At 73.5% G+C, this 19,486-nt stretch carries 16 protein-coding genes and 1 tRNA gene; 15 read left to right on the top strand and 2 right to left on the bottom strand.

The features are described from left to right. Window positions 1-106 precede the first annotated feature (106 nt). The gene (locus tag OVA32_RS07735; protein ID WP_041102686.1) at window positions 107-733 is read right to left on the bottom strand and encodes a DJ-1/PfpI family protein; all 627 of its coding nucleotides are present in this window, start codon (window positions 731-733) and stop codon (window positions 107-109) included. A gap of 1,008 nt (window positions 734-1,741) precedes the next feature. Here OVA32_RS07735 and OVA32_RS07730 point away from each other — a divergent pair. From OVA32_RS07730 to pyk, 14 genes are all read left to right on the top strand, one after another. After that, window positions 1,742-2,005 carry a phosphoribosyl-ATP diphosphatase gene (locus OVA32_RS07730; protein ID WP_041102687.1) on the top strand — a complete coding sequence of 88 codons (264 nt, stop codon included), beginning with the start codon at window positions 1,742-1,744 and terminating at the stop codon, window positions 2,003-2,005. A 54-nt stretch (window positions 2,006-2,059) separates the two neighbouring features. After that, on the top strand, window positions 2,060-2,908 hold the full coding sequence (gene hisG, locus OVA32_RS07725) for an ATP phosphoribosyltransferase (RefSeq protein ID WP_041102688.1): 849 nt from the start codon (window positions 2,060-2,062) through the stop codon (window positions 2,906-2,908). Window positions 2,909-2,954: 46 nt separating this feature from the next. Further along, a complete protein-coding gene (gene hisF / locus OVA32_RS07720) occupies window positions 2,955-3,725 on the top strand; it encodes an imidazole glycerol phosphate synthase subunit HisF (protein ID WP_041102689.1) in 771 nt (256 codons plus the stop codon). Between the two features lie 116 nt (window positions 3,726-3,841). Next, window positions 3,842-4,222, top strand: coding sequence for a phosphoribosyl-AMP cyclohydrolase (hisI, locus tag OVA32_RS07715; protein WP_041102690.1), 381 nt, complete (start codon window positions 3,842-3,844; stop codon window positions 4,220-4,222). Then, window positions 4,219-5,769 carry a chorismate-binding protein gene (locus tag OVA32_RS07710; protein ID WP_041102691.1) on the top strand — a complete coding sequence of 517 codons (1,551 nt, stop codon included), beginning with the start codon at window positions 4,219-4,221 and terminating at the stop codon, window positions 5,767-5,769. Before hisI ends, OVA32_RS07710 begins: the two co-directional genes overlap by 4 nt. Continuing rightward, the gene (locus OVA32_RS07705) at window positions 5,769-6,374 is read left to right on the top strand and encodes a Trp biosynthesis-associated membrane protein (protein WP_041102692.1); all 606 of its coding nucleotides are present in this window, start codon (window positions 5,769-5,771) and stop codon (window positions 6,372-6,374) included. Before OVA32_RS07710 ends, OVA32_RS07705 begins: the two co-directional genes overlap by 1 nt. 125 nt (window positions 6,375-6,499) lie before the next feature. After that, complete coding sequence (locus tag OVA32_RS07700) at window positions 6,500-6,823, top strand: HGxxPAAW family protein (RefSeq protein WP_036338645.1); 324 nt, start codon at window positions 6,500-6,502, stop codon at window positions 6,821-6,823. Between the two features lie 5 nt (window positions 6,824-6,828). After that, window positions 6,829-7,635: an indole-3-glycerol phosphate synthase TrpC gene (gene trpC / locus OVA32_RS07695; protein WP_041102693.1), complete on the top strand. Its 807-nt coding sequence runs from the start codon at window positions 6,829-6,831 to the stop codon at window positions 7,633-7,635. Window positions 7,636-7,664: 29 nt separating this feature from the next. Continuing rightward, on the top strand, window positions 7,665-8,990 hold the full coding sequence (trpB, locus tag OVA32_RS07690; protein ID WP_041102694.1) for a tryptophan synthase subunit beta: 1,326 nt from the start codon (window positions 7,665-7,667) through the stop codon (window positions 8,988-8,990). Further along, on the top strand, window positions 8,987-9,793 hold the full coding sequence (gene trpA / locus OVA32_RS07685; protein WP_036315356.1) for a tryptophan synthase subunit alpha: 807 nt from the start codon (window positions 8,987-8,989) through the stop codon (window positions 9,791-9,793). The genes trpB and trpA overlap by 4 nt, the downstream gene beginning before the upstream one ends. Window positions 9,794-9,795: 2 nt before the next feature. Continuing rightward, the gene (lgt, locus tag OVA32_RS07680) at window positions 9,796-10,797 is read left to right on the top strand and encodes a prolipoprotein diacylglyceryl transferase (RefSeq protein ID WP_041102695.1); all 1,002 of its coding nucleotides are present in this window, start codon (window positions 9,796-9,798) and stop codon (window positions 10,795-10,797) included. Between the two features lie 180 nt (window positions 10,798-10,977). Beyond that, on the top strand, window positions 10,978-15,606 hold the full coding sequence (gltB, locus tag OVA32_RS07675) for a glutamate synthase large subunit (RefSeq protein ID WP_267713917.1): 4,629 nt from the start codon (window positions 10,978-10,980) through the stop codon (window positions 15,604-15,606). Beyond that, complete coding sequence (locus tag OVA32_RS07670) at window positions 15,599-17,056, top strand: glutamate synthase subunit beta (protein ID WP_041102697.1); 1,458 nt, start codon at window positions 15,599-15,601, stop codon at window positions 17,054-17,056. Before gltB ends, OVA32_RS07670 begins: the two co-directional genes overlap by 8 nt. Window positions 17,057-17,109: 53 nt before the next feature. Continuing rightward, entirely contained in the window at window positions 17,110-18,597 is a 1,488-nt protein-coding gene (gene pyk, locus OVA32_RS07665; RefSeq protein WP_041102698.1) for a pyruvate kinase, read from the top strand. A gap of 18 nt (window positions 18,598-18,615) precedes the next feature. On the opposite strand, the gene OVA32_RS07660 is transcribed toward pyk, so the two are convergent. Continuing rightward, window positions 18,616-19,212, bottom strand: coding sequence for an ANTAR domain-containing response regulator (locus OVA32_RS07660; protein WP_010078752.1), 597 nt, complete (start codon window positions 19,210-19,212; stop codon window positions 18,616-18,618). 176 nt (window positions 19,213-19,388) lie between these two features. Between OVA32_RS07660 and OVA32_RS07655 the strand changes: the two genes are divergently transcribed. After that, window positions 19,389-19,470 (top strand) — tRNA-Leu (locus OVA32_RS07655). Window positions 19,471-19,486: the final 16 nt, after the last annotated feature.

The following is a 19,486-nucleotide window of genomic DNA, read 5'->3' as shown; positions in this document are numbered from 1 at the left end:
CGAAGGGAGAGGAGTGCGACACGATGTGGGAGCCACCGGTCGTGGGAGGCAACGACGACGGCTCGGGGTAGTCCGGGTCGCCGCCATGGGGTCGGAAGGGAAGAGATCAGCTCAAGCCGTGGCGGGCGGCGAACGGGTCCCGGGAGCTGTCCGTGTGGGGCTCGTACTCTGCGCGGCGTGTGGCCGCTTCGGCGACGGCCTCGCCATGCAGCTCGGTGATCAGTGCGGCGGTCATGTCCATGCCTGCGGCTACACCAGAGGACGTCCACCGGTTCCTGTCCTGGACCCACCGGGACTGTGCCTTCCAGTCCACGTGCGTGCCGAAGCCGGCGGCCCACGTGAAGGCACGTTTGTTCGAGGTCGCCTGATGACCCTCGAGCAGACCGGCCGCGGCGAGGAGAGCCGAACCGGTGCACACGGAGGCGAGGATCTGCGCTGTGCCGGCCACATGCCGCAACCAAGTGAGGAACTCCTGGTCGTGCACGAGCCGCCGGGTCCCCTGGCCGCCGGGGACCAGCAGGATGCCGGGCTGGGCGAGGTCTGCGTAGGCGAGGTCTGCGACGACCTGGGCGCCGTGGGAGCTGGTGACCGGGCCGGGCTGAGGGCCGACGTATTCCACGCTCACTTGTGGGACCAGCCCGAAGAGCTCGGCGGGGCCGAAGACATCCAGCAGTTCGAAGCCCTCGAAGAGCACGATGCAGACACGACGTGGTGCCGGGGGAGTCGCCGTCATGTCGCCCATCCTCGCACCGGCCGGCAGCACAGGGTGTTGAACGCCGGGTTCGGTGGAGGATGATTCGCTGCGCTATCCCCGGTGCCGAGTCCTCGTTGGGCCAGCCCCGCGCCGTCAAGTCGGGTATACCCCTTTACCCGCCCCGCCCACCCACAAGGCCATCGCGTCAGTCACGGCCCCGGCCCGGGCTGTTGGACAGAAGTGGAGGAGGGTCCATGACGTGGTGGGACAGACCGTCGGGGACCTGCAGGCCAGCCCCGGTGGGAGTCGGCCGACGCCCCGCACGGTGGTGCGCCGGCGCGGGGGACGGAATGGGGCACCTTCATCATGGTGGGTCATGGTCCAATCCGAGGGTCCGAGCACGGCGTTCTGCTCCCCGTCTAGGAGGGGGAGGAGGGCCACGCCGGCGATTCCTCCGCAGGACCGCTCGCCAAATCATGCCGGTTCCCCGTCGGCGACGTAGGCGCGGCCGCGCCGCCCACCAGTGGCCTCCGGGACCTGGACCCGAGGTCAGCACGCGTGGACAGTCCACGAGATGGATGCGTGCGTCGCCCAACAGATCTGTGCGGTGGGCCCGGGCGGAGTTCGGGGCAGTGATCTACCGGGCGGTGTCACAGGTGTGCAAGGAGCGGTGTCGTCGCTGGGGTCAGGAACGAGCGTGTCGTGCCCACCTGTCGGAGCTCGCCCGGGCCGTCCGTTCGGACCGCACGGGCGCGTTCAGCCCGTCCCCCCTCACCCCCCACCGCGTGGGCCGCTGGGAGGTGGATCGGATGGCCGCCCGGAGGACGACCGAGTCTCGTGGATTCGTCCTGGAGCCGCGATGCCTCGCGCTCGTGTCCCGATGGGGGATGGAAGAGCATGCAGGCCGGGGAGGGGGAGGATGCTGGGCGGCCTGGACGTACCACGTGGGCTCACAGGTGCAGCGCGTGGCGAAGACCCCGCCGTCCCGTCCGTCACAATGACCGACTGCGGTCCGGGCTGGAGGGGCCGGGTCGCTAGGGTGGTCCCGTGAAGACCTTCGACGAGCTGTACGCGGAACTGACGCGCAAGGTGCAGGAGCGCCCCGAGGGCTCCGGCACCGTGTCCCAGATCGACGCCGGCGTCCATGCGATCGGCAAGAAGGTCGTCGAGGAGGCGGCCGAGGTCTGGATGGCCGCCGAGTACGAGTCGGATGAGGCCGCCGCCGAGGAGATCTCTCAGCTGCTGTACCACGTGCAGACCATGATGATCGCCCGCGGTATCAGCCTCGAGGACGTCTACCGTCACCTCTGAGGCCGCCGGCCCCATTCCCCGCCCGCCCCACCGCATCCCCGAGGAGACCGACGCGTGCTGCGCATCGCCGTGCCCAACAAGGGCGCCCTGTCCGAGTCCGCCCGCGAGATCCTGACCGAGGCCGGCTACCGGCAACGCCGGGACTCCCGCGAGCTCGTCCTCGTGGACCCCGAGAACCAGGTGGAGTTCTTCTACCTGCGCCCACGGGACATCGCCGTCTACGTCGGCCAGGGCACCCTCGACGTCGGTCTGACCGGCCGCGACCTGTTCTGCGACGCGCAGGTGGGGGACACCGCCGAGGAGATCATGCCGCTCGGCTTCGGCCGCTCCGTGTTCCGTCTCGCCGCCCCCGCCGGCTCCTTCACCTCCGCCGAGCAGCTCGCCGGCAAGCGCATCGCCACGAGCTACGACGGCCTGCTCTCCGACTACCTGGCCCGCACCGGCCTGGACGCCACGGTGGTGCACCTCGACGGCGCCGTGGAGTCCTCCGTCAAGCTCGGCGTGGCGGACGCGATCGCCGACGTCGTGGAGACCGGCAGCACTCTGCGCGCCGCCGGCATGGAGGTCTTCGGCGAGCCCATCCTCGACTCGGAGGCCGTGCTGATCGGCCGCGCGGGGGAGCGCCCCGAGGGCCTCGACGTGCTGCTGCGCCGCCTCAAGGGCGTGCTCGTGGCCCGCCGCTGGGTCATGATCGACTACGACATCCGCCGTGACCTGCTGGAGGCGGCCACCGCGGTCACCCCGGGGTTGGAGTCACCGACGGTCTCCCCGCTGCGGGACGAGACGATGGTCGCCGTGCGCTCCATGGTCCGCAAACCGGACGCCAACCGCGTCATGGACGAGCTGTACGCCCTGGGCGCCCGCGGCATCCTGATCTCCGCGATCCACGCGATCCGCCTCTGACGGCCCGCGCCGTCCCGCCCGAGCCCCCCGAGACGAAGGAGCCGACGTGAGCCTCGCCGTGCGTGTCATCCCCTGCCTGGACGTGGACGCCGGGCGCGTGGTCAAGGGCGTGAACTTCGAGAACCTGCGTGACGCGGGCGACCCGGTCGAGCTCGCTCGCCGCTACAACGCCGCCGGCGCCGACGAGCTCACGTTCCTCGACGTCACCGCCTCCACCTCGGACCGCGCCACGACCTACGAGGTCGTGACCCGCACGGCCGAGGAGGTCTTCATCCCGCTGACCGTGGGCGGCGGCGTGCGCACCGTCGAGGACGTGGACCGGCTGCTGCGCACGGGGGCGGACAAGGTCTCCGTCAACACGGCGGCCGTGGCCCGGCCCGAGGTGATCACGGAGATCACCCGCCGCTTCGGGTCCCAGGTCCTCGTGCTCTCCCTCGACGCCCGGCGCACGGAGGACCCGGGCTGCGCCTCCGGCTACGAGGTCACCACCCACGGCGGCCGCCGGGGCACCGGCATCGACGCCGTCGCCTGGTGCCGGGAGGCCTCCGAGCGCGGGGTGGGGGAGATCCTGCTCAACTCGATCGACGCGGACGGCACCCGCGAGGGCTTCGACCTGGAGATGATCCGGGACGTGCGCGCCGTGACGCGCGTGCCGCTGATCGCCTCCGGCGGCGCCGGCGAGCCCGAGCACTTCCCGCCCGCCGTCGCGGCCGGCGCGGACGCGGTGCTCGCCGCCTCCCTGTTCCACTTCGGCCCGGACGACATGCTCGCCCGCGTCAAGGACGCCCTGCGGCAGGCGGGGCACACCGTCCGCTGACCCCGGACGGAACCGTCCGCGCGGCGGCCGCGTCGTCGCGGGGGCGCCGGCCCGAGGGTGCGGGGGAGCCTACCCCGGCGGCCACGCCCCGCTCCGGCTCCCTAGACTGGACCTCCATGAGCCTCTCCCCGCCCGATGACCTCGTGGCCTCCGTGACCTTCGACGACCGGGGCCTGGTGCCCGCCATCGCCCAGCAGGAGGGCACCGGCGAGGTGCTCATGATGGCGTGGATGAACGAGGAGTCCCTGCGCGCGACGCTCGAGACCGGCTGGGCCACCTACTGGTCCCGCTCGCGCGGCGAGCTGTGGCGCAAGGGGGAGACCTCGGGCCACCTGCAGCGGGTGCGCGCGGTCCACGCGGACTGCGACGGCGACACCCTGCTGCTCACCGTGGACCAGACCGGCCCCGCCTGCCACACGGGCACCCGCACCTGCTTCACCGGCCGCGAGCTCGTCATGCCGCCGGCCGCCGTCGACCCCGAGGAGGCCGCCCGATGACCGCCGCCACCACTCCCTCCCGTGCGGAGTTCCTGCGTCTGGCGGACACCGCCCGCGTGATCCCCGTGGTCCGCACGGTGCTGGCGGACGGCCTCACGCCGCTGGCGATCCACCGGCGCCTGGCCGGCTCCCGCCCCGGCACCTTCCTGATGGAGTCCGCCACCCCGGGCGCGGCGTGGTCCCGGTACAGCTTCATCGGGGCCGGCTCATCCGTCACCCTGACCTCGCGGAACGGCGAGGCGCACTGGCAGGGCACCCCGCCCGAGGGGCTGCCCACGCAGGGCCGCGCCCTGGACGTGCTCGCGGCGTGCCTGCGCCTGCTGCGCACGGACGTGCGCGCCGAGGTCGGAGGCGTCCTGCCGCACCTCGTCTCCGGCATGGCCGGCTTCCTGGGCTGGAACACGGTCCGCGCGTGGGAGCGCCTGCCGCACCCGCCCGAGGACCACCTCGGCCTGCCCGACCTCGCGATGAACCTCGTCACCGACCTGGCCGTGCACGATGCCCTCGACGGCACCGTGACGCTGATCGCCAACGCGGTGAACGGCAACGGCCTGGCCACCGGCGCGGACCGCGCCTACGACGACGCGCTCGCCCGCCTGGACGCCATGGTCGAGCGCCTGGCCGCCCCGGCCGCGGACCCGGTCAGCGACGTCCCGCGCCGCTGGCTCGAGGCGGACGCGGACGAGGTCGCCGCCCAGGCCGAGGACCGGTGGGGTGCCGAAGGCTTCCGCGAGGCCGTCGCGAAGGCCCAGCGGGCGATCCGCGACGGCGACGTGTTCCAGGCCGTCGTCTCCCGCCGCCTCTCGGTCACCACGGACGCCACCGGTCTGGACGTGTACCGCGTCCTGCGCACGGTGAACCCGAGCCCCTACATGTACCTCTTCTCCTTCGAGACCCCGGACGGGGAGCCGTACGAGATCGTGGGCTCCTCGCCCGAGGCGCTCGTCACCGTGCGGGACCGCCGCGTGGTCACCCATCCGATCGCCGGCTCACGGCGGCGCGGGGCCACCGAGGAGGACGACCGCCTCCTCGGCAAGGACCTGCTGGAGGACGAGAAGGAGCGGGCCGAACACCTCATGCTCGTGGACCTCTCCCGCAACGACCTCTCGCGCGTGTGCCGCCCCGGCACCGTCGAGGTCACCCAGTTCATGGAGCTCGAGGCGTTCAGCCACATCCTCCACCTGGTCTCGCATGTGGAGGGCCGCATGCGCGACGACGTCGACGCGCTCGACGTCCTCCGCGCCGCCTTCCCCGCCGGCACGCTGTCCGGCGCCCCGAAGCCCCGCGCCCTGCAGCTGCTGGACGAGTGGGAGCCGACCGAGCGCGGGCCCTACGGCGGCGTCGTCGGCTACTTCGACCTGGCGGGCAACATGGACATGGCGATCAACATCCGCTCGGCCACGCTGCACCGCGGCCAGGCGCACGTGCAGGCCGGCGCCGGCATCGTCGCCGACTCCGATCCCGACGCCGAGACCGCCGAGACCGTCACCAAGGCGACGGCGCCGCTGCGGTCCGTGCTGACCGCGGGCGAGCTGGGGCAGGCGTGATGCGCCGCCGCACCGTGGTCCTCACCGCGCTGGCCGCCGGCGGGCTCGTGCTGCTCACGGCGGGCCGCACCTGGGTGACCGCCACGGGCCTGTCCGGCGGGATCGCCTCCGAGGCGACGACGTCGGGCGGCGCCGCCGCGCCCGTCGCCACCGCCATGGCCCTGGTCGTGATGGCCGGTGCCCTCGCCCTGACCACCGCCCGGCGCCTCGGCGCCGTGATCGTCGGCGTGCTCATGGCGCTGGCCGGGGTCGTGATCGCCTCGACCTCGGTCACCGCCGCCCTGGATCCGGCGACGACGGCGGCCGCCGCGGTCGCCGACGCGACCGGGACCACTGCGCTCGCGCAGGACTACGCCGTGACGGCGTGGCCGTGGGTCGCGGCGGCTGGCGGCGTCCTCGCGGCGCTGTGCGGCGTCGTGGCGGCACTGGCGGGCCGTGGCTGGCGTTCGTCCCGGCGCTACGAGAAGGCGCCTGCGGCCTCCGAGCCCGGCCCGGCCGCCGCCGGGGAGCAGCCCGCGCAGTCCGCCCGCGAGGCGGCCCAGCGCCGGCGCGTGGACCAGATGGACGCGTGGGACGAGCTGTCCCGCGGCAACGACCCCACGTGAGTGCCCGTCTCTCGGACCGCCCCGCACCGCCCGGGTCGTCCCGGGTCACGCGGGCCCGGCCCCGTGCCCGCATGGCACAATGAGGGACAGTCGTCATGTACACCACGCACCAGTGAGGGACAGCCATGAGCCACACCGCGAACACCGCGCACACCGAGCCCACCACCCGTCGCGCCGCCCGCCGCGGCGCCGTCGAGGACGTCGTCGTCACCGAGGACGGCCTGGTGCTCAACGACCCGACCCACCTCGAGCTGCCCGGCCACGGCAACTCGCCCGGCGCGTGGGCCATGGTGGCGCTCGTGCTCGTCGGCTTCGTGGCCGGCTGCGTCGGCCTGCTCGCCGACTGGAGCGTCGTCGTCTGGATCGGCGTGGCCCTGATGGCCGTGGGCGTCGTCGTGGGCATCGTCGCCGGCAAGGCCGGCGCGGGTCGCGGCCAGCACGGTCACTGATCCGCGTGTCCGTCCTCCAGGAGATCATCGACGGCGTCCGCGAGGACCTCGAGCCTCGTCGCCGTGCCGTGCCCGAGGCGCGCCTGGCCGAGCTGGTGGCCGCCACCCCTGCGCCGCGCGACGCCCACGCGGCCCTGCACGGCGGACGCACCGACCCCGCGGGGATCCGGGTGATCTCCGAGGTGAAGCGGGCGAGCCCCTCCAAGGGCGCGCTCGCCGAGATCCCCGAGCCGGCCACCCTGGCCCGCGCGTACGAGCGCGGCGGCGCCAGCGCCGTCTCCGTGCTCACCGAGGCCCGCCGCTTCGGCGGCAGCCTGGCCGACCTGGACGCCGTGCGCGCCGCCGTCGATCTGCCGGTCCTGCGCAAGGACTTCACCGTCACCGAGTACCAGATCCACGAGGCCCGCGCCCACGGGGCCGACCTCGTCCTGCTGATCGTGGCCGCCCTCGACGACGCCGAGCTGGCCGGCTTCCTGCAGCTCACCGAGTCCCTGGGCATGCACGCCCTCGTGGAGGCCCACACGCCCGAGGAGATCGAGCGCGGCGTCGCCGCCGGCGCCCGCATCCTCGGCGTCAACGTGCGCAACCTCAAGACCCTCGACGTCGACCCGGCCCGCTACGCCGCGCTGGCCGACGGGCTGCCCGAGGACGTCGTCCGGGTCGCCGAGTCGGGCGTCGAGTCCGAGGCGCAGATCAAGGCCTACGCCGCCGCGGGCGCCGACGTCGTGCTCGTGGGCGAGGCCCTCGTGCGCCACGGCGCCCCCGAGGAGGCGCTGCGCGCGTTCCGCGCCGCGTCCCTCACCGTCCGCTGACCGAACCAGACCCGAGGAGCGTGGTCACCATGAGCGCCTACCGTCCGAGCACCGAGCCCGCGATCGAGTTCGAGGGGCCCTATCAGGGTCAGGCCGGGCCCTACTTCGGCGACTACGGCGGGCAGTGGATGCCCGAGTCCCTCATGGCCGCGCTGCAGGAGCTCACCCGCACCTACGAGGAGGCACGGCAGGACCCCGCCTTCGAGGCCGAGCTGCGGACCCTGTTCCGGGACTACGTGAACCGGCCCTCCCTGTTGAGCGAGGTGCCGCGGTTCGCCGCGGACACCCCCGGCGTGCGTATCTTCCTCAAGCGCGAGGACCTCAACCACACCGGCTCGCACAAGATCAACAACGTGATCGGCCAGGCGCTGCTCGCCCGCCGCATGGGCAAGACGCGCCTGATCGCGGAGACCGGCGCCGGCCAGCACGGCGTGGCCACGGCGACGGCGGCCGCGCTGTTCGGCATGGAGTGCACCGTGTACATGGGGGAGGAGGACACCCGTCGCCAGGCCCTGAACGTGGCGCGCATGCAGATGCTCGGCGCCGAGGTGGTGCCCGTGGCGATCGGCGCCCGCACCCTGAAGGACGCGATCAACGAGGCCCTGCGGGACTGGGTCGCCTCCGTGGACACCACGCACTACCTGATGGGCACGGTCACGGGCCCGCACCCGTTCCCCGCCATGGTGCGCTACTTCCACTCCGTGATCGGCGAGGAGGCCCGCGAACAGATCCTGGCGCAGGCCGGCCGCCTGCCGGACGCCGTCGCGGCGTGCGTGGGTGGCGGGTCCAACGCGATGGGCCTGTTCCACGGCTTCCTCGACGACCCTGAGGTGGAGCTCTACGGCTTCGAGGCCGGGGGCGAGGGCCTCGAGACCGGCCGCCACGCCGCGTCCATCACGCTCGGACGCACCGGCGTGCTGCACGGCGCCCGCACGTACCTGATGCAGGACGAGGACGGGCAGACGATCGACTCCCACTCGATCTCCGCCGGCCTGGACTACCCGGCCGTCGGCCCGGAGCACGCCTTCCTGCACGACACGGGCCGCGCCGTCTACGAGCCGGTCTCGGACACCGAGTGCATGGACGCCTTCCTCCGGCTCACGCGCACCGAGGGCATCACGCCCGCCATCGAGTCGGCCCACGCCCTGGCCGGCGCGCTGCGCCTGGCCCGCCGCTGGGCGGACGAGGGCCTCGTGGGGCCGGACGCCCCGGAGGGGGAGGAGCGGATCATCATCGTGAACCTCTCCGGCCGCGGGGACAAGGACGTCGCCACCGCGGCGGCCTGGTTCGGCCTCGGCACGGCCGCGGAGGAGAAGGACCCGCTCGAGGAGATGACCCCCGGAGAGGAGCAGTGACCGGCATGACCGTGCACTCCAAGACCGCCGCGGCCCTGGACGCCGCGAAGGCGGCCGGCCGCACCGGCCTCGTCGCCTTCCTGCCGGCCGGCTACCCGTCCGTGGACGAGTGCGTCGAGGCCGTCGTCGCCGCCGCGGAGAACGGCGCCGACGTCATCGAGCTGGGCCTGCCCTACACGGACCCCGTGATGGACGGCCCCGTGATCCAGGACGCGACCCAGGCGGCGCTGCAGGCCGGTTTCCGCGTGGCCGACGTCTTCGACATCATCCGACGGGTGACCCAGCGCACCGACGCCGCGGTGCTGGTGATGACCTATTGGAACCTCGTGGACCGCATGGGCGTCGACGAGTTCGCGCGCCGCCTCGCGGAGGCCGGGGGCGCCGGTCTCGTCACCCCCGACCTCGTGCCCGAGGAGGCCGGCGCCTGGATGGAGGCCTCGGACCGTCACGGCCTGGACCGCGTGTTCCTCACCGCGCCCTCGTCCACGGACGAGCGGGTGCGCCTCACCGTCGACTCCTCCCGCGGCTTCGTGTACGCCGTGTCGGTCATGGGCGTCACCGGCACCCGCGACGCGGTGTCCACCGTCGCCGAGACCGTGGTCCGCCGGGCCCAGGATGCCGGGGCGGAGCACGTGTGCGTCGGCCTCGGCGTCTCCCAGGCGGCGCACGTCCGCGAGATCGGCGCCTACGCCGACGGCGCGATCGTCGGCACGGCCCTGGTGCGCGCGCTGACGGACGGCGGCCCGCAGACCGTGGGCACGCTGACCCGCGAGCTCGCCGCCGGCACGGTCCGAGAGGGCTGAGGGTGACCGCCGCCCTGGCACCGCTCGCCGCGTTCCCCGCCCCCGGGTGGGACGGGTTCCAGCTGGGCCCGGTGAAGATCCACGCGTACGCGCTGTGCATCATCCTGGGCATCGTCCTGGCCCTGTGGCTCGCCGAGCGCCGGTGGCGCGCCCGCGGCGGCCCCGAGGACCGCGTGCTCGACATCGCCCTGTGGGCCATCCCGTTCGGCTTCGTGGGCGGGCGGCTCTACCACGTGTTCTCCTCACCGGACCGGTACTTCGGGCCCGGCTTCGACGGCACGGGCGACCCGATCCAGATCCTGTACGTGTGGAACGGCGGACTGGGCATCTGGGGCGCCATCGCACTCGGGGCGGTGGGCGCGTGGATCGCCTGCCGGCGCTACGGGGTGCGGCTGAGCGCGTTCGCCGACGTCGTCGCCCCGGGCATCCTGCTGGCCCAGGCCGTGGGCCGGTGGGGCAACTGGTTCAACCAGGAGCTCTTCGGCGGCCCGACGACGGCCCCGTGGGGTCTGCGCGTGGACGCCGGCCACCCGAACTTCCCGGACGGCGTCGCCCCGGACACCCTGTTCCACCCCACGTTCCTCTACGAGTCCCTGTGGTGCCTGCTCGGCGTGGCCGTGCTGCTCCTGGCGGACCGCCGGTGGCGGCTGCGCCGCGGGGCGATGGTCTGGGCCTACGTGGCCTGGTACACCGCCGGGCGCGTGTGGATCGAGACGCTGCGCATCGACGACGCGGAGCTGGTCACCCTGTTCGGCCTCACCCAGCGCCTGAACGTGTGGACCTCGATCGTGATGCTCCTGCTGGCGCTCGTGATGCTCGCCGTCATCCTGGTCAAGCACGGCCCGGCCGCCGCCGGCCCGCGCTCGGACGACTCCGTGTGGCTGCCCGGCCGCGGCCCCGCCCTCGAGGCCGGCGCGGGCGCGCCCGTCGACGCGGCGGTCGCGGGGCAGGGCCCCGACGACGGCGCCGGATCCACGGCCGCGGGGGTCCGCGAGGACCGCTGAGCGTCCAGCATTCGGACATCCGCGTCTGAGAATGTGGCGCAGGTCGCCTTCCTCGCTACTCTCGTGCGCAACGCGACCCGCCGGGCGATCCCCGAGGCAGGGTCCGCTCACCATCGCAGGGGCCAGCGTCGTCCCCTCCTCACCCCGGCCCTCCGGCCGGCCACAGGAGAAGGACGCGCCATGCAGCACCCATCGAAGACCCCGCACGCCGACCCGTTCCGCGCGTTCGCCGCCCAGCCGGAGGCGGCGGGTCTCTACGACCCGGAGCAGGAGAAGGACGCGTGCGGCCTCGCCGCCGTGGCCACCCTGCGCGGCCCGGCCACCCACAAGATCGTCCAGGACGCGCTGACCGCCCTGCGGGCGCTCGAGCACCGCGGCGCCGTGGGAGCGGACGAGGGCACCGGCGACGGCGCGGGCATCATCACCCAGGTCCCCGACGCCCTGCTGCGCGCCACCGTCTCCTTCGAGCTGCCCGCGGCGGGGGAGTACGCCGTCGGCACCGCCTTCCTGCCCCAGGACGAGGCCGCCCGCGCCGCCGCGCAGGAGGCGATCGCCGAGGCCGCCGTCGTCGAGGGCCTCGACCTGCTCGGCTGGCGTCCCGTCCCCACCGACGAGTCCGTGCTCGGCCCGGGCTCGCGCGCTGTCATGCCGGTCTTCGAGCAGCTCTTCCTGGCCGTCCCCGCCGGCGAGGACGTCGAGGCCCCCGGCCATTCGCTGGACGCCCGGGCCTGGCGCCTGCGCCGCCGCGCCCAGCGCAGCGGCGTCTACTTCCCCTCCCTGTCCTCGCGCACCCTCGTCTACAAGGGCATGCTCTCGACGGCGCAGGTCGAGCCGTTCTACCCGGACCTCTCGGACGAGCGGTACGTGACCCGCCTGGCCGTGGTCCACTCCCGCTTCTCCACGAACACGTTCCCCTCGTGGCCGCTGGCCCAGCCCTTCCGCACGATCGCGCACAACGGCGAGATCAACACCGTCAAGGGCAACCGCAACTGGATGCGGGCCCGCCAGGGCGAGCTGCGCCACCCGCTGCTCGGCGAGGTGCCCGAGGAGATGTTCCCCATCGTGAGCGCCTCCGGCTCGGACTCGGCCTCGTTCGACGAGGTGGCCGAGCTGATCCACCTGGCCGGCCGCCCGCTCTCGCACGCGATCATGATGATGGTCCCGGAGGCGTGGGAGAACCACACCACCATGGACGAGGACCGGCGCGCGTTCTACCAGTACCACTCGATGCTCATGGAGCCGTGGGACGGCCCCGCCGCGATCGCCTTCACCGACGGCGTGCAGCTCGGCTCGGTGCTGGACCGCAACGGCCTGCGCCCCGCCCGCTACTGGGAGACCCGGGACGGGCTCGTGGTGCTCGCGTCCGAGGTCGGCGTCCTGGACATCGACCCGGCCACCGTGGTCCGTAAGGGCCGGGTCAAGCCCGGGCGGATGTTCCTGCTGGACACCGAGCAGGGCCGCATCATCGAGGACGAGGAGGTCAAGGCCGAGATCGCCGCCTCCGCCCCGTGGAAGGACTGGGTGGCCGACTCGCTGCGGCGGATCGAGGACCTGCCCGAGCGCGAGCCCGTCCGCTACCACGGCGACTCCGTCCGCCTGCGCCAGCGCCTGTTCGGCTACACGGACGAGGAGGTGCGCACGATCATCGAGCCCATGGCGCGGCACGGCGCCGAGCCCCTCGGGGCGATGGGCACGGACACCCCGATCGCGGCGCTCTCCCCGCGCCCGCGCCTGCTCTTCGACTACTTCACGCAGAACTTCGCGCAGGTGACCAACCCGCCGCTGGACTCCATCCGCGAGGAGCAGGTCACCTCGATGCGCACGTGCATCGGACCCCAGGCGAGCCTGCTCGCCGCGGGCAAGGTGACGACGGACGCCGTCGAGATCCCCTTCCCGGTGCTGGACAACGAGCAGCTCGCCCGCATCGCCGCGGTGCGCGCCGAGGACGGCACGCGCCGCGCCCTCAAGGTCAAGGGGCTCTACCTCGTGGCCGGCGGCGCCGAGGAGATGCGCTCCCGCCTCAAGGAGATCTGCGAGCAGGTCTCCGCGGCCGTCCAGCGCGGCGTGCAGTACGTGGTCCTCTCGGACCGGGACGCCAACGCGCAGTGGGCGCCCATCCCGTCCCTGCTGCTCACCTCGGCCGTGCACCACCACCTGCTGGCGAGCGCCTCGCGCACCCGCACCTCCCTGCTCGTGGAGGCCGGCGACGTGCGCGAGGTCCACCACGTGGCCGTGCTGATCGGCTACGGCGCCTCCGCCGTCAACCCGTACCTGTCCATGGAGACGGCCGAGGAGCTCGTGCGCACCGGCACGCTCACCGGCGTCACCGAGCAGGAGGCCACCCGGAACCTCATCCACGGGCTCGGTAAGGGCGTGCAGAAGATCATGTCCAAGATGGGCATCTCCACGGTGGCCTCGTACTGCGGCGCCCAGACGTTCGAGGCGCTCGGCCTCTCCCGGTCCTTCGTGGACCGCTATTTCACGGGCACCCGCTCGCCGATGGACGGGGTGGGGCTGGACGTGATCGCGGCCGAGTCCGCGGCCCGCCACGCCACGGCGTTCCCCGTGGACGGCTCCTCCGCCTCCACCGTGGGCCCGCGCGGCACCGCGGGCTTGCCCGTGGGCGGCGAGTACAAGTGGCGCCGGGAGGGGCCGCCGCACCTGTTCAACCCCGAGACCGTGTTCCGCCTGCAGCACGCCACCCGCGAGCGGCGCTACGACATCTTCAAGGACTACACGCGGCGCGTGGACGAGCAGTCCGCGGACCTGATGACCCTGCGCGGCCTGCTCGGGCTCGCCACGGAGGGGCGCGAGCGCGTGCCGGTCTCCGAGGTCGAGTCCGTCGAGTCGATCGTGAAGCGGTTCTCCACCGGCGCCATGTCCTACGGCTCGATCTCCCAGGAGGCCCACGAGACGCTCGCGGTGGCCATGAACCGCCTCGGCGCCCGCTCGAACTCGGGCGAGGGCGGCGAGGACCCCGAGCGCCTGCTCGACCCGGAGCGCAACTCGCGCGTCAAGCAGATCGCCTCGGGCCGGTTCGGCGTCACGAGCCTGTACCTGTCCACCGCCACGGACCTGCAGATCAAGATGGCCCAGGGCGCCAAGCCCGGCGAGGGCGGCCAGCTCATGGGCGCCAAGGTGTACCCGTGGGTGGCGCGCACGCGGCACTCGACGCCGGGCGTCTCCCTCGTCTCCCCGCCGCCGCACCACGACATCTACTCGATCGAGGACCTCGCCCAGCTGATCCACGACCTCAAGCGCGCCAACCCGCAGGCCCGCGTGCACGTCAAGCTGGTCTCCGAGACCGGCGTGGGCACGGTGGCGGCCGGCGTGACCAAGGCGAAGGCCGATGTCGTGCTCATCTCGGGGCACGACGGCGGCACCGGGGCCTCCCCGCTGAACTCGCTCAAGCACGCCGGCACCCCGTGGGAGCTGGGGCTGAGCGAGGTCCAGCAGACGCTGCGGCTCAACGGGCTGCGCGACCGCGTGACCGTGCAGGTGGACGGCCAGCTCAAGACCGGCCGGGACGTGGTGATCGCGGCCCTGCTCGGCGCCGAGGAGTTCGGCTTCGCGACGGCGCCGCTCGTGGTCTCGGGCTGCATCATGATGCGCGTGTGTCACCTGGACACCTGCCCCGTGGGCGTGGCCACGCAGAACCCCGAGCTGCGCGCCCGCTTCACCGGCCGGCCGGAGTTCGTGGTGACGTTCTTCGAGTACATCGCCCAGGAGGTGCGCGAGCTGCTCGCCGAGCTCGGCCTGCGCTCCCTGGACGAGGCGATCGGCCGCCAGGACCTGCTGCACAAGGACGCGGCGATCGGGCACTTCAAGACCGAGGGCCTGGACCTGTCCGGCGTGCTCTCGGACGTCGGGGTGCCCGAGGAGGCCCCGCGCCGCCGGCTCACGGAGCAGGACCACCGGCTCCAGGACCAGGCGGACCAGCGCTGGCTGGACCAGGTGGCGGACGCCGTGCTCACCGAGACGCCCGTGACCGTCACGGACCGCCTCGTGAACACCGACCGCTCCGTGGGCACCCTGCTGGGCCACCGCGTCACCGCGGCCCGGCTCGACGACGAGCTGCCCCGGGACACCATCCGCATCGAGCTGACCGGCGAGGCCGGGCAGTCCCTCGGCGCCTTCCTGCCGGCCGGCGTGAGCATCACCCTGTCCGGGGACGCCAACGACTACGTGGGCAAGGGCCTCTCCGGCGGCACGGTGGCCCTGCGACCCGCCCCCGAGGCCCCCTTCGCGGCCGAGGAGAACATGATCGCCGGCAACGTGGTGGGCTACGGCGCCACCTCGGGGCGGCTGTTCCTCAACGGCTGCGTGGGGGAGCGGTTCCTGGTCCGCAACTCGGGGGCGGTCGCCGTCGTCGAGGGCATCGGCGACCACGGCCTCGAGTACATGACGGGCGGCACCGCCCTCGTGCTGGGGAACACCGGCCGCAACCTCGCGGCCGGCATGTCCGGCGGCGTCGGGTTCTTCCTGGACCTGGACCCCGCCCAGCTCAACCCGCTCGCCGTCAAGGAGGACGAGCTGCTGCTCGGCCGCCCCGAGGGCGCGGACCGCGCGCTCATCCGCGAGCTGCTCGAGGAGCACCGGGCCGCCACCGGCTCGGACCTGGCCGCCCGCCTGCTCACCGAGCTGGACGGCCCCGCCGAGGCCGCCGAGGCGCTCTGGGAGCGCTTCACCACCGTCCGGCCGCGCCGCTACGCGGCCGTGCAGGAGATCCGAACTGAGAGCCGGGACGCCGGCACCGACCCCGACGGCGACGCCGCCTGGGCCCGAATCCTGGAGGTGACCCGTGGCTGACCCGCGCGGATTCCTGAAGCATCGCGAGCGCGTCGCGCGCCCCTCGCGCCCCGTCCCCGTCCGCATCATGGACTTCAAGGACGTCCACGTGCGCCAGGACGAGGCGATCGTGCGCACGGAGGCCTCCCGCTGCATGGACTGCGGCGTGCCCTTCTGCCACGCCGGCTGCCCCCTGGGCAACCTCATCCCCGAGTTCAACGACCTCGTGTACCGGGACGACTGGGACGAGGCCGGCGCCCGCCTCGAGGCCACGAACAACTTCCCCGAGTTCACCGGCCGGATCTGCCCCGCCCCGTGCGAGGCCTCGTGCGTGCTCGGCATCAACCAGCCGGCCGTGTCCATCAAGCAGGTGGAGCTGTCGATCGCGGACCACCTCTTCGACGCGCCCTCCCTCACCCCGCACCCGCCGCAGCGGCAGAACGGGCTGACCGTCGCCGTCGTCGGCTCGGGCCCGGCGGGCCTGGCCGCCGCCCAGCAGCTGACCCGCTCCGGCTACACCGTGGTGGTCTACGAGAAGGACGAGGCGCTCGGCGGGCTGCTGCGGTTCGGCATCCCGGACTTCAAGCTGGAGAAGCATCTGATCGACCGCCGCATCGCCCAGATGACCGAGGAGGGCACCCGGTTCCGCACCGGCGTGCGGATCGGCACGGACATGAGCTGGGAGGCGCTGCAGCGCCGCTACGACGCCGTGGTGCTGGCCACCGGCGCCCCCGTCGGCCGGGAGCTGCCCCTGCCGGGCCGCGGCCTGGACGGCATCCACCTGGCCATGGACTACCTCGTGCCCGTCAACCGGCGGGTCGCCGGCGGCGAGCCCGAGCCGATCAGCGCCCAGGGCCGGCACGTCGTGATCCTCGGCGGCGGCGACACGGGCGCGGACTGCATCGGCACCGCCCACCGCCAGGGGGCCGCCTCGGTCACCACGCTGGCGATCGGCAGGCGGCCGCCGGAGCAGCGCCCCGAGCATCAGCCCTGGCCCACCGTGCCCACCCTGTTCGAGGTCGCCTCCGCGCACGCCGAGGGCGGCGAGCGCACCTACCTCGCCTCCACCGTCGAGTTCCTCGGCGACGCGGACGGCCGGGTGCGCGCCCTGAAGGTGGCCGAGACCGAGATCCGGGCCGACGGCACCCGCGGCCCGCGCGCCGGCACCGAGCACGAGATCCCGGCCGACCTCGTGCTGCTGGCCCTCGGCTTCACGGGCGCGGACCTGGACGAGCTCGTGGACCGCTCCGCCGTGTCCCTCGAGCGCGGCCTCGTGGTCCGCGACGAGACGTACGCCACGCAGGCCCCGGGCGTGTTCGCGTGCGGCGACGTCTCGCGCGGCGCCTCGCTCGTGGTGTGGGCGATCGCCGAGGGCCGCGCCGTCGCGGCCGAGGTGGACCGGTTCCTCTCGGGGGACACCATGCTCCCGGCGCCGGTCCGGCCCTCCGACCACGGCTTCGTCCTGAGGTGAACGGCGGGGCTAGCCCCTCGGACAGGGAGCGCGCCCGCGCCTAGAGTGGACCCATGCGACACGCCAAGATCATCGCCACCTTCGGGCCCGCCACCGACTCCGACGAGACCACCCGCTCGATCATCCGGGCGGGGGCGGACGTGGTCCGCCTCAACATGAGCCACGGGGACCACGAGGTGCACGCGGCCTCCTTCGAGCGGGTGCGCCGCCTCAGCGTGGAGGAGGGCCGCCCCGTCGCGATCTTCGCCGACCTCCAGGGTCCCAAGATCCGCCTCGGCCGCTTCACCGACGGCCCGCATCTGCTCGAGAGGGGCGATCGGATCACCATCACCACCCGGGACGTGCCCGGGACCCGGGAGCTGGTGGGCACCACCCACAAGGGGCTGCCCGGGGACGTCGCCCCCGGTGACGTGCTGCTGGTGGACGACGGCAAGGTGCGCCTGCGCGCTGTCGAGGTCACGGACACGGACGTGCTGGCCGAGGTCGAGGTGCCGGGCATGGTCTCGAACAACAAGGGGATCAACCTGCCCGGCGTGGCGGTGAACGTGCCGGCCCTGTCCGAGAAGGACGAGCGGGACCTGCGCTGGGCGCTGCGCACCGGCGTGGACATGGTGGCGCTGTCCTTCGTGCGGGACGCCGCGGACGTGGACCGGGTGCACGAGATCATGGACGAGGAGGAGCGCCGGGTCCCGGTCATCGCGAAGATCGAGAAGCCCCAGGCGGTGGAGAACCTCGAGGCCATCGTGGACGCGTTCGACGCCGTCATGGTGGCCCGCGGCGACCTCGGCGTGGAGCTGCCGCTCGAGGACGTGCCCGTGGTGCAGAAGCGCGCGGTGGACCTCGCCCGCCGCTGGGCGAAGCCGGTCATCGTGGCCACGCAGGTGCTCGAGTCGATGATCGACAGCCCGCGCCCGACGCGCGCCGAGGCCTCGGACTGCGCCAACGCCGTGCTCGACGGCGCGGACGCCGTCATGCTCTCGGGCGAGACCTCGGTGGGCGCATATCCGGTCGAGACGGTCCAGACGATGGCCCGGATCATCGAGTCCACCGAGACCCACGGCCTGGAGCTCATCCACCCGCTCGGCTCGCGTCCCCGCACGCGCGGCGGCGCGATCACCCGGGCCGCCGTCGAGGTCGCGAACCAGCTCGAGATCCCGTTCCTCGCCACGTTCACCGAGTCCGGCGACTCGGCCCGTCGGCTCAGCCGCCTGCGGCCGCGTCAGCCGATCTACGCGTTCACCCACCACGAGCACACGCACAACATCCTGTGCCTGACCTGGGGCGTCTACCCGAAGATGGTCCCGTTCCAGGACTCCACGGACAAGATGACCCTCCAGGTGGAGCAGTCGCTCACATCGGAGGGCATCGCCCAGCACGGCGACCTCGTGGTCATCGCCGCCGGGTCCCCTCCCGGGGCCGTGGGCTCCACGAACACGCTGCGCGTGCACCGCGTGGGCGACGACGCCGCGGGCGGCTCGTCCGCCGCCTCGCCGCAGACGCGCGAGCCGGTCGGCTTCTGGCCGGCCCGCTCCCCGCTCTGACGAGCGCGCGGGCGCCGCTCAGCCGACCTGGTCGATGACGGCCTGCGCGACCTCCCGCATGGTCAGGCGCCGGTCCATGGAGGTCTTCTGGATCCAGCGGAAGGACTCGGCCTCGGTCAGGCGCATCCGCTCCTGGAGCAGCGCCTTGGCCCGGTCCACGATCTTGCGGGTCTCCAGGCGGTCGCCCAGGTCCCGCACCTCGGCCTCGAGGCTGCGCAGCTCGTCGAAGCGGGCCACGGCCAGTTCGATGGCGGGGACCAGGTCGGCCTCGGTGAAGGGCTTGACCACGTAGGCCATGGCCCCGGCGGTCCGGGCGCGCTCCACCAGCTCGCGCTGGCTGAAGGCGGTCAGCATGACCACGGGGGCGAGCCGTTCCCCGGCGATCTCGCCCGCAGCCGCGATGCCGTCCATCACGGGCATCTTCACGTCCATCACCACGATGTCCGGGCGGTGCTCGCGCACGGCCTCGACGGCGGCGCGGCCGTCGCCGGCCTCGGCGACCACCCGGTAGCCCGCCCCGGTGAGCACCTCCACCAGGTCGAGGCGGATGAGGGTCTCGTCCTCGGCGACGACGGCCCGCAGGCCGGTCTCCTCGGGAGGCGTCAGCGTGGACACGGCAGCTCCTTCGCGCGGGCCGGGACGGCGTCGGTGCGGCGCCGCTGGTGGTCCACCAGGCTACCGTGCGCGATGAGTGCGGCGCGGGCGCGGCGGCGGTGACCCCCCGCCGGAAGGCCGGGGACGCCGGGTCGGGGCGCTGATAGGGTGATCGAGTCCCGCCTCCGGGCGGCACTGCCCGAATGGTGGAATCGGTAGACACGCCGCACTCAAAATGCGGTGCCGAGAGGCGTGTGGGTTCGAGTCCCACTTCGGGCACCGTCGGCGCGCGGCC

This window comes from Micrococcus sp. SL257, assembly GCF_026625585.1.
GTDB lineage: Bacteria > Actinomycetota > Actinomycetes > Actinomycetales > Micrococcaceae > Micrococcus > Micrococcus luteus.
The sequence above is the reverse complement of the archived record's forward strand: the minus strand, read 5'-3'. Positions and strand labels throughout refer to the sequence as shown.

Coding starts and splice junctions, on each gene's coding strand:
- pyk (WP_041102698.1), top strand. CDS start 17,110: ATGCGACACGCCAAGATCATCGCCACCTTCGGGCCCGCCACCGACTCC.
- trpB (WP_041102694.1), top strand. CDS start 7,665: ATGAGCGCCTACCGTCCGAGCACCGAGCCCGCGATCGAGTTCGAGGGG.
- OVA32_RS07700 (WP_036338645.1), top strand. CDS start 6,500: ATGAGCCACACCGCGAACACCGCGCACACCGAGCCCACCACCCGTCGC.
- OVA32_RS07735 (WP_041102686.1), bottom strand. CDS start 733: ATGACGGCGACTCCCCCGGCACCACGTCGTGTCTGCATCGTGCTCTTC.
- gltB (WP_267713917.1), top strand. CDS start 10,978: ATGCAGCACCCATCGAAGACCCCGCACGCCGACCCGTTCCGCGCGTTC.
- hisI (WP_041102690.1), top strand. CDS start 3,842: ATGAGCCTCTCCCCGCCCGATGACCTCGTGGCCTCCGTGACCTTCGAC.
- OVA32_RS07710 (WP_041102691.1), top strand. CDS start 4,219: ATGACCGCCGCCACCACTCCCTCCCGTGCGGAGTTCCTGCGTCTGGCG.
- OVA32_RS07705 (WP_041102692.1), top strand. CDS start 5,769: ATGCGCCGCCGCACCGTGGTCCTCACCGCGCTGGCCGCCGGCGGGCTC.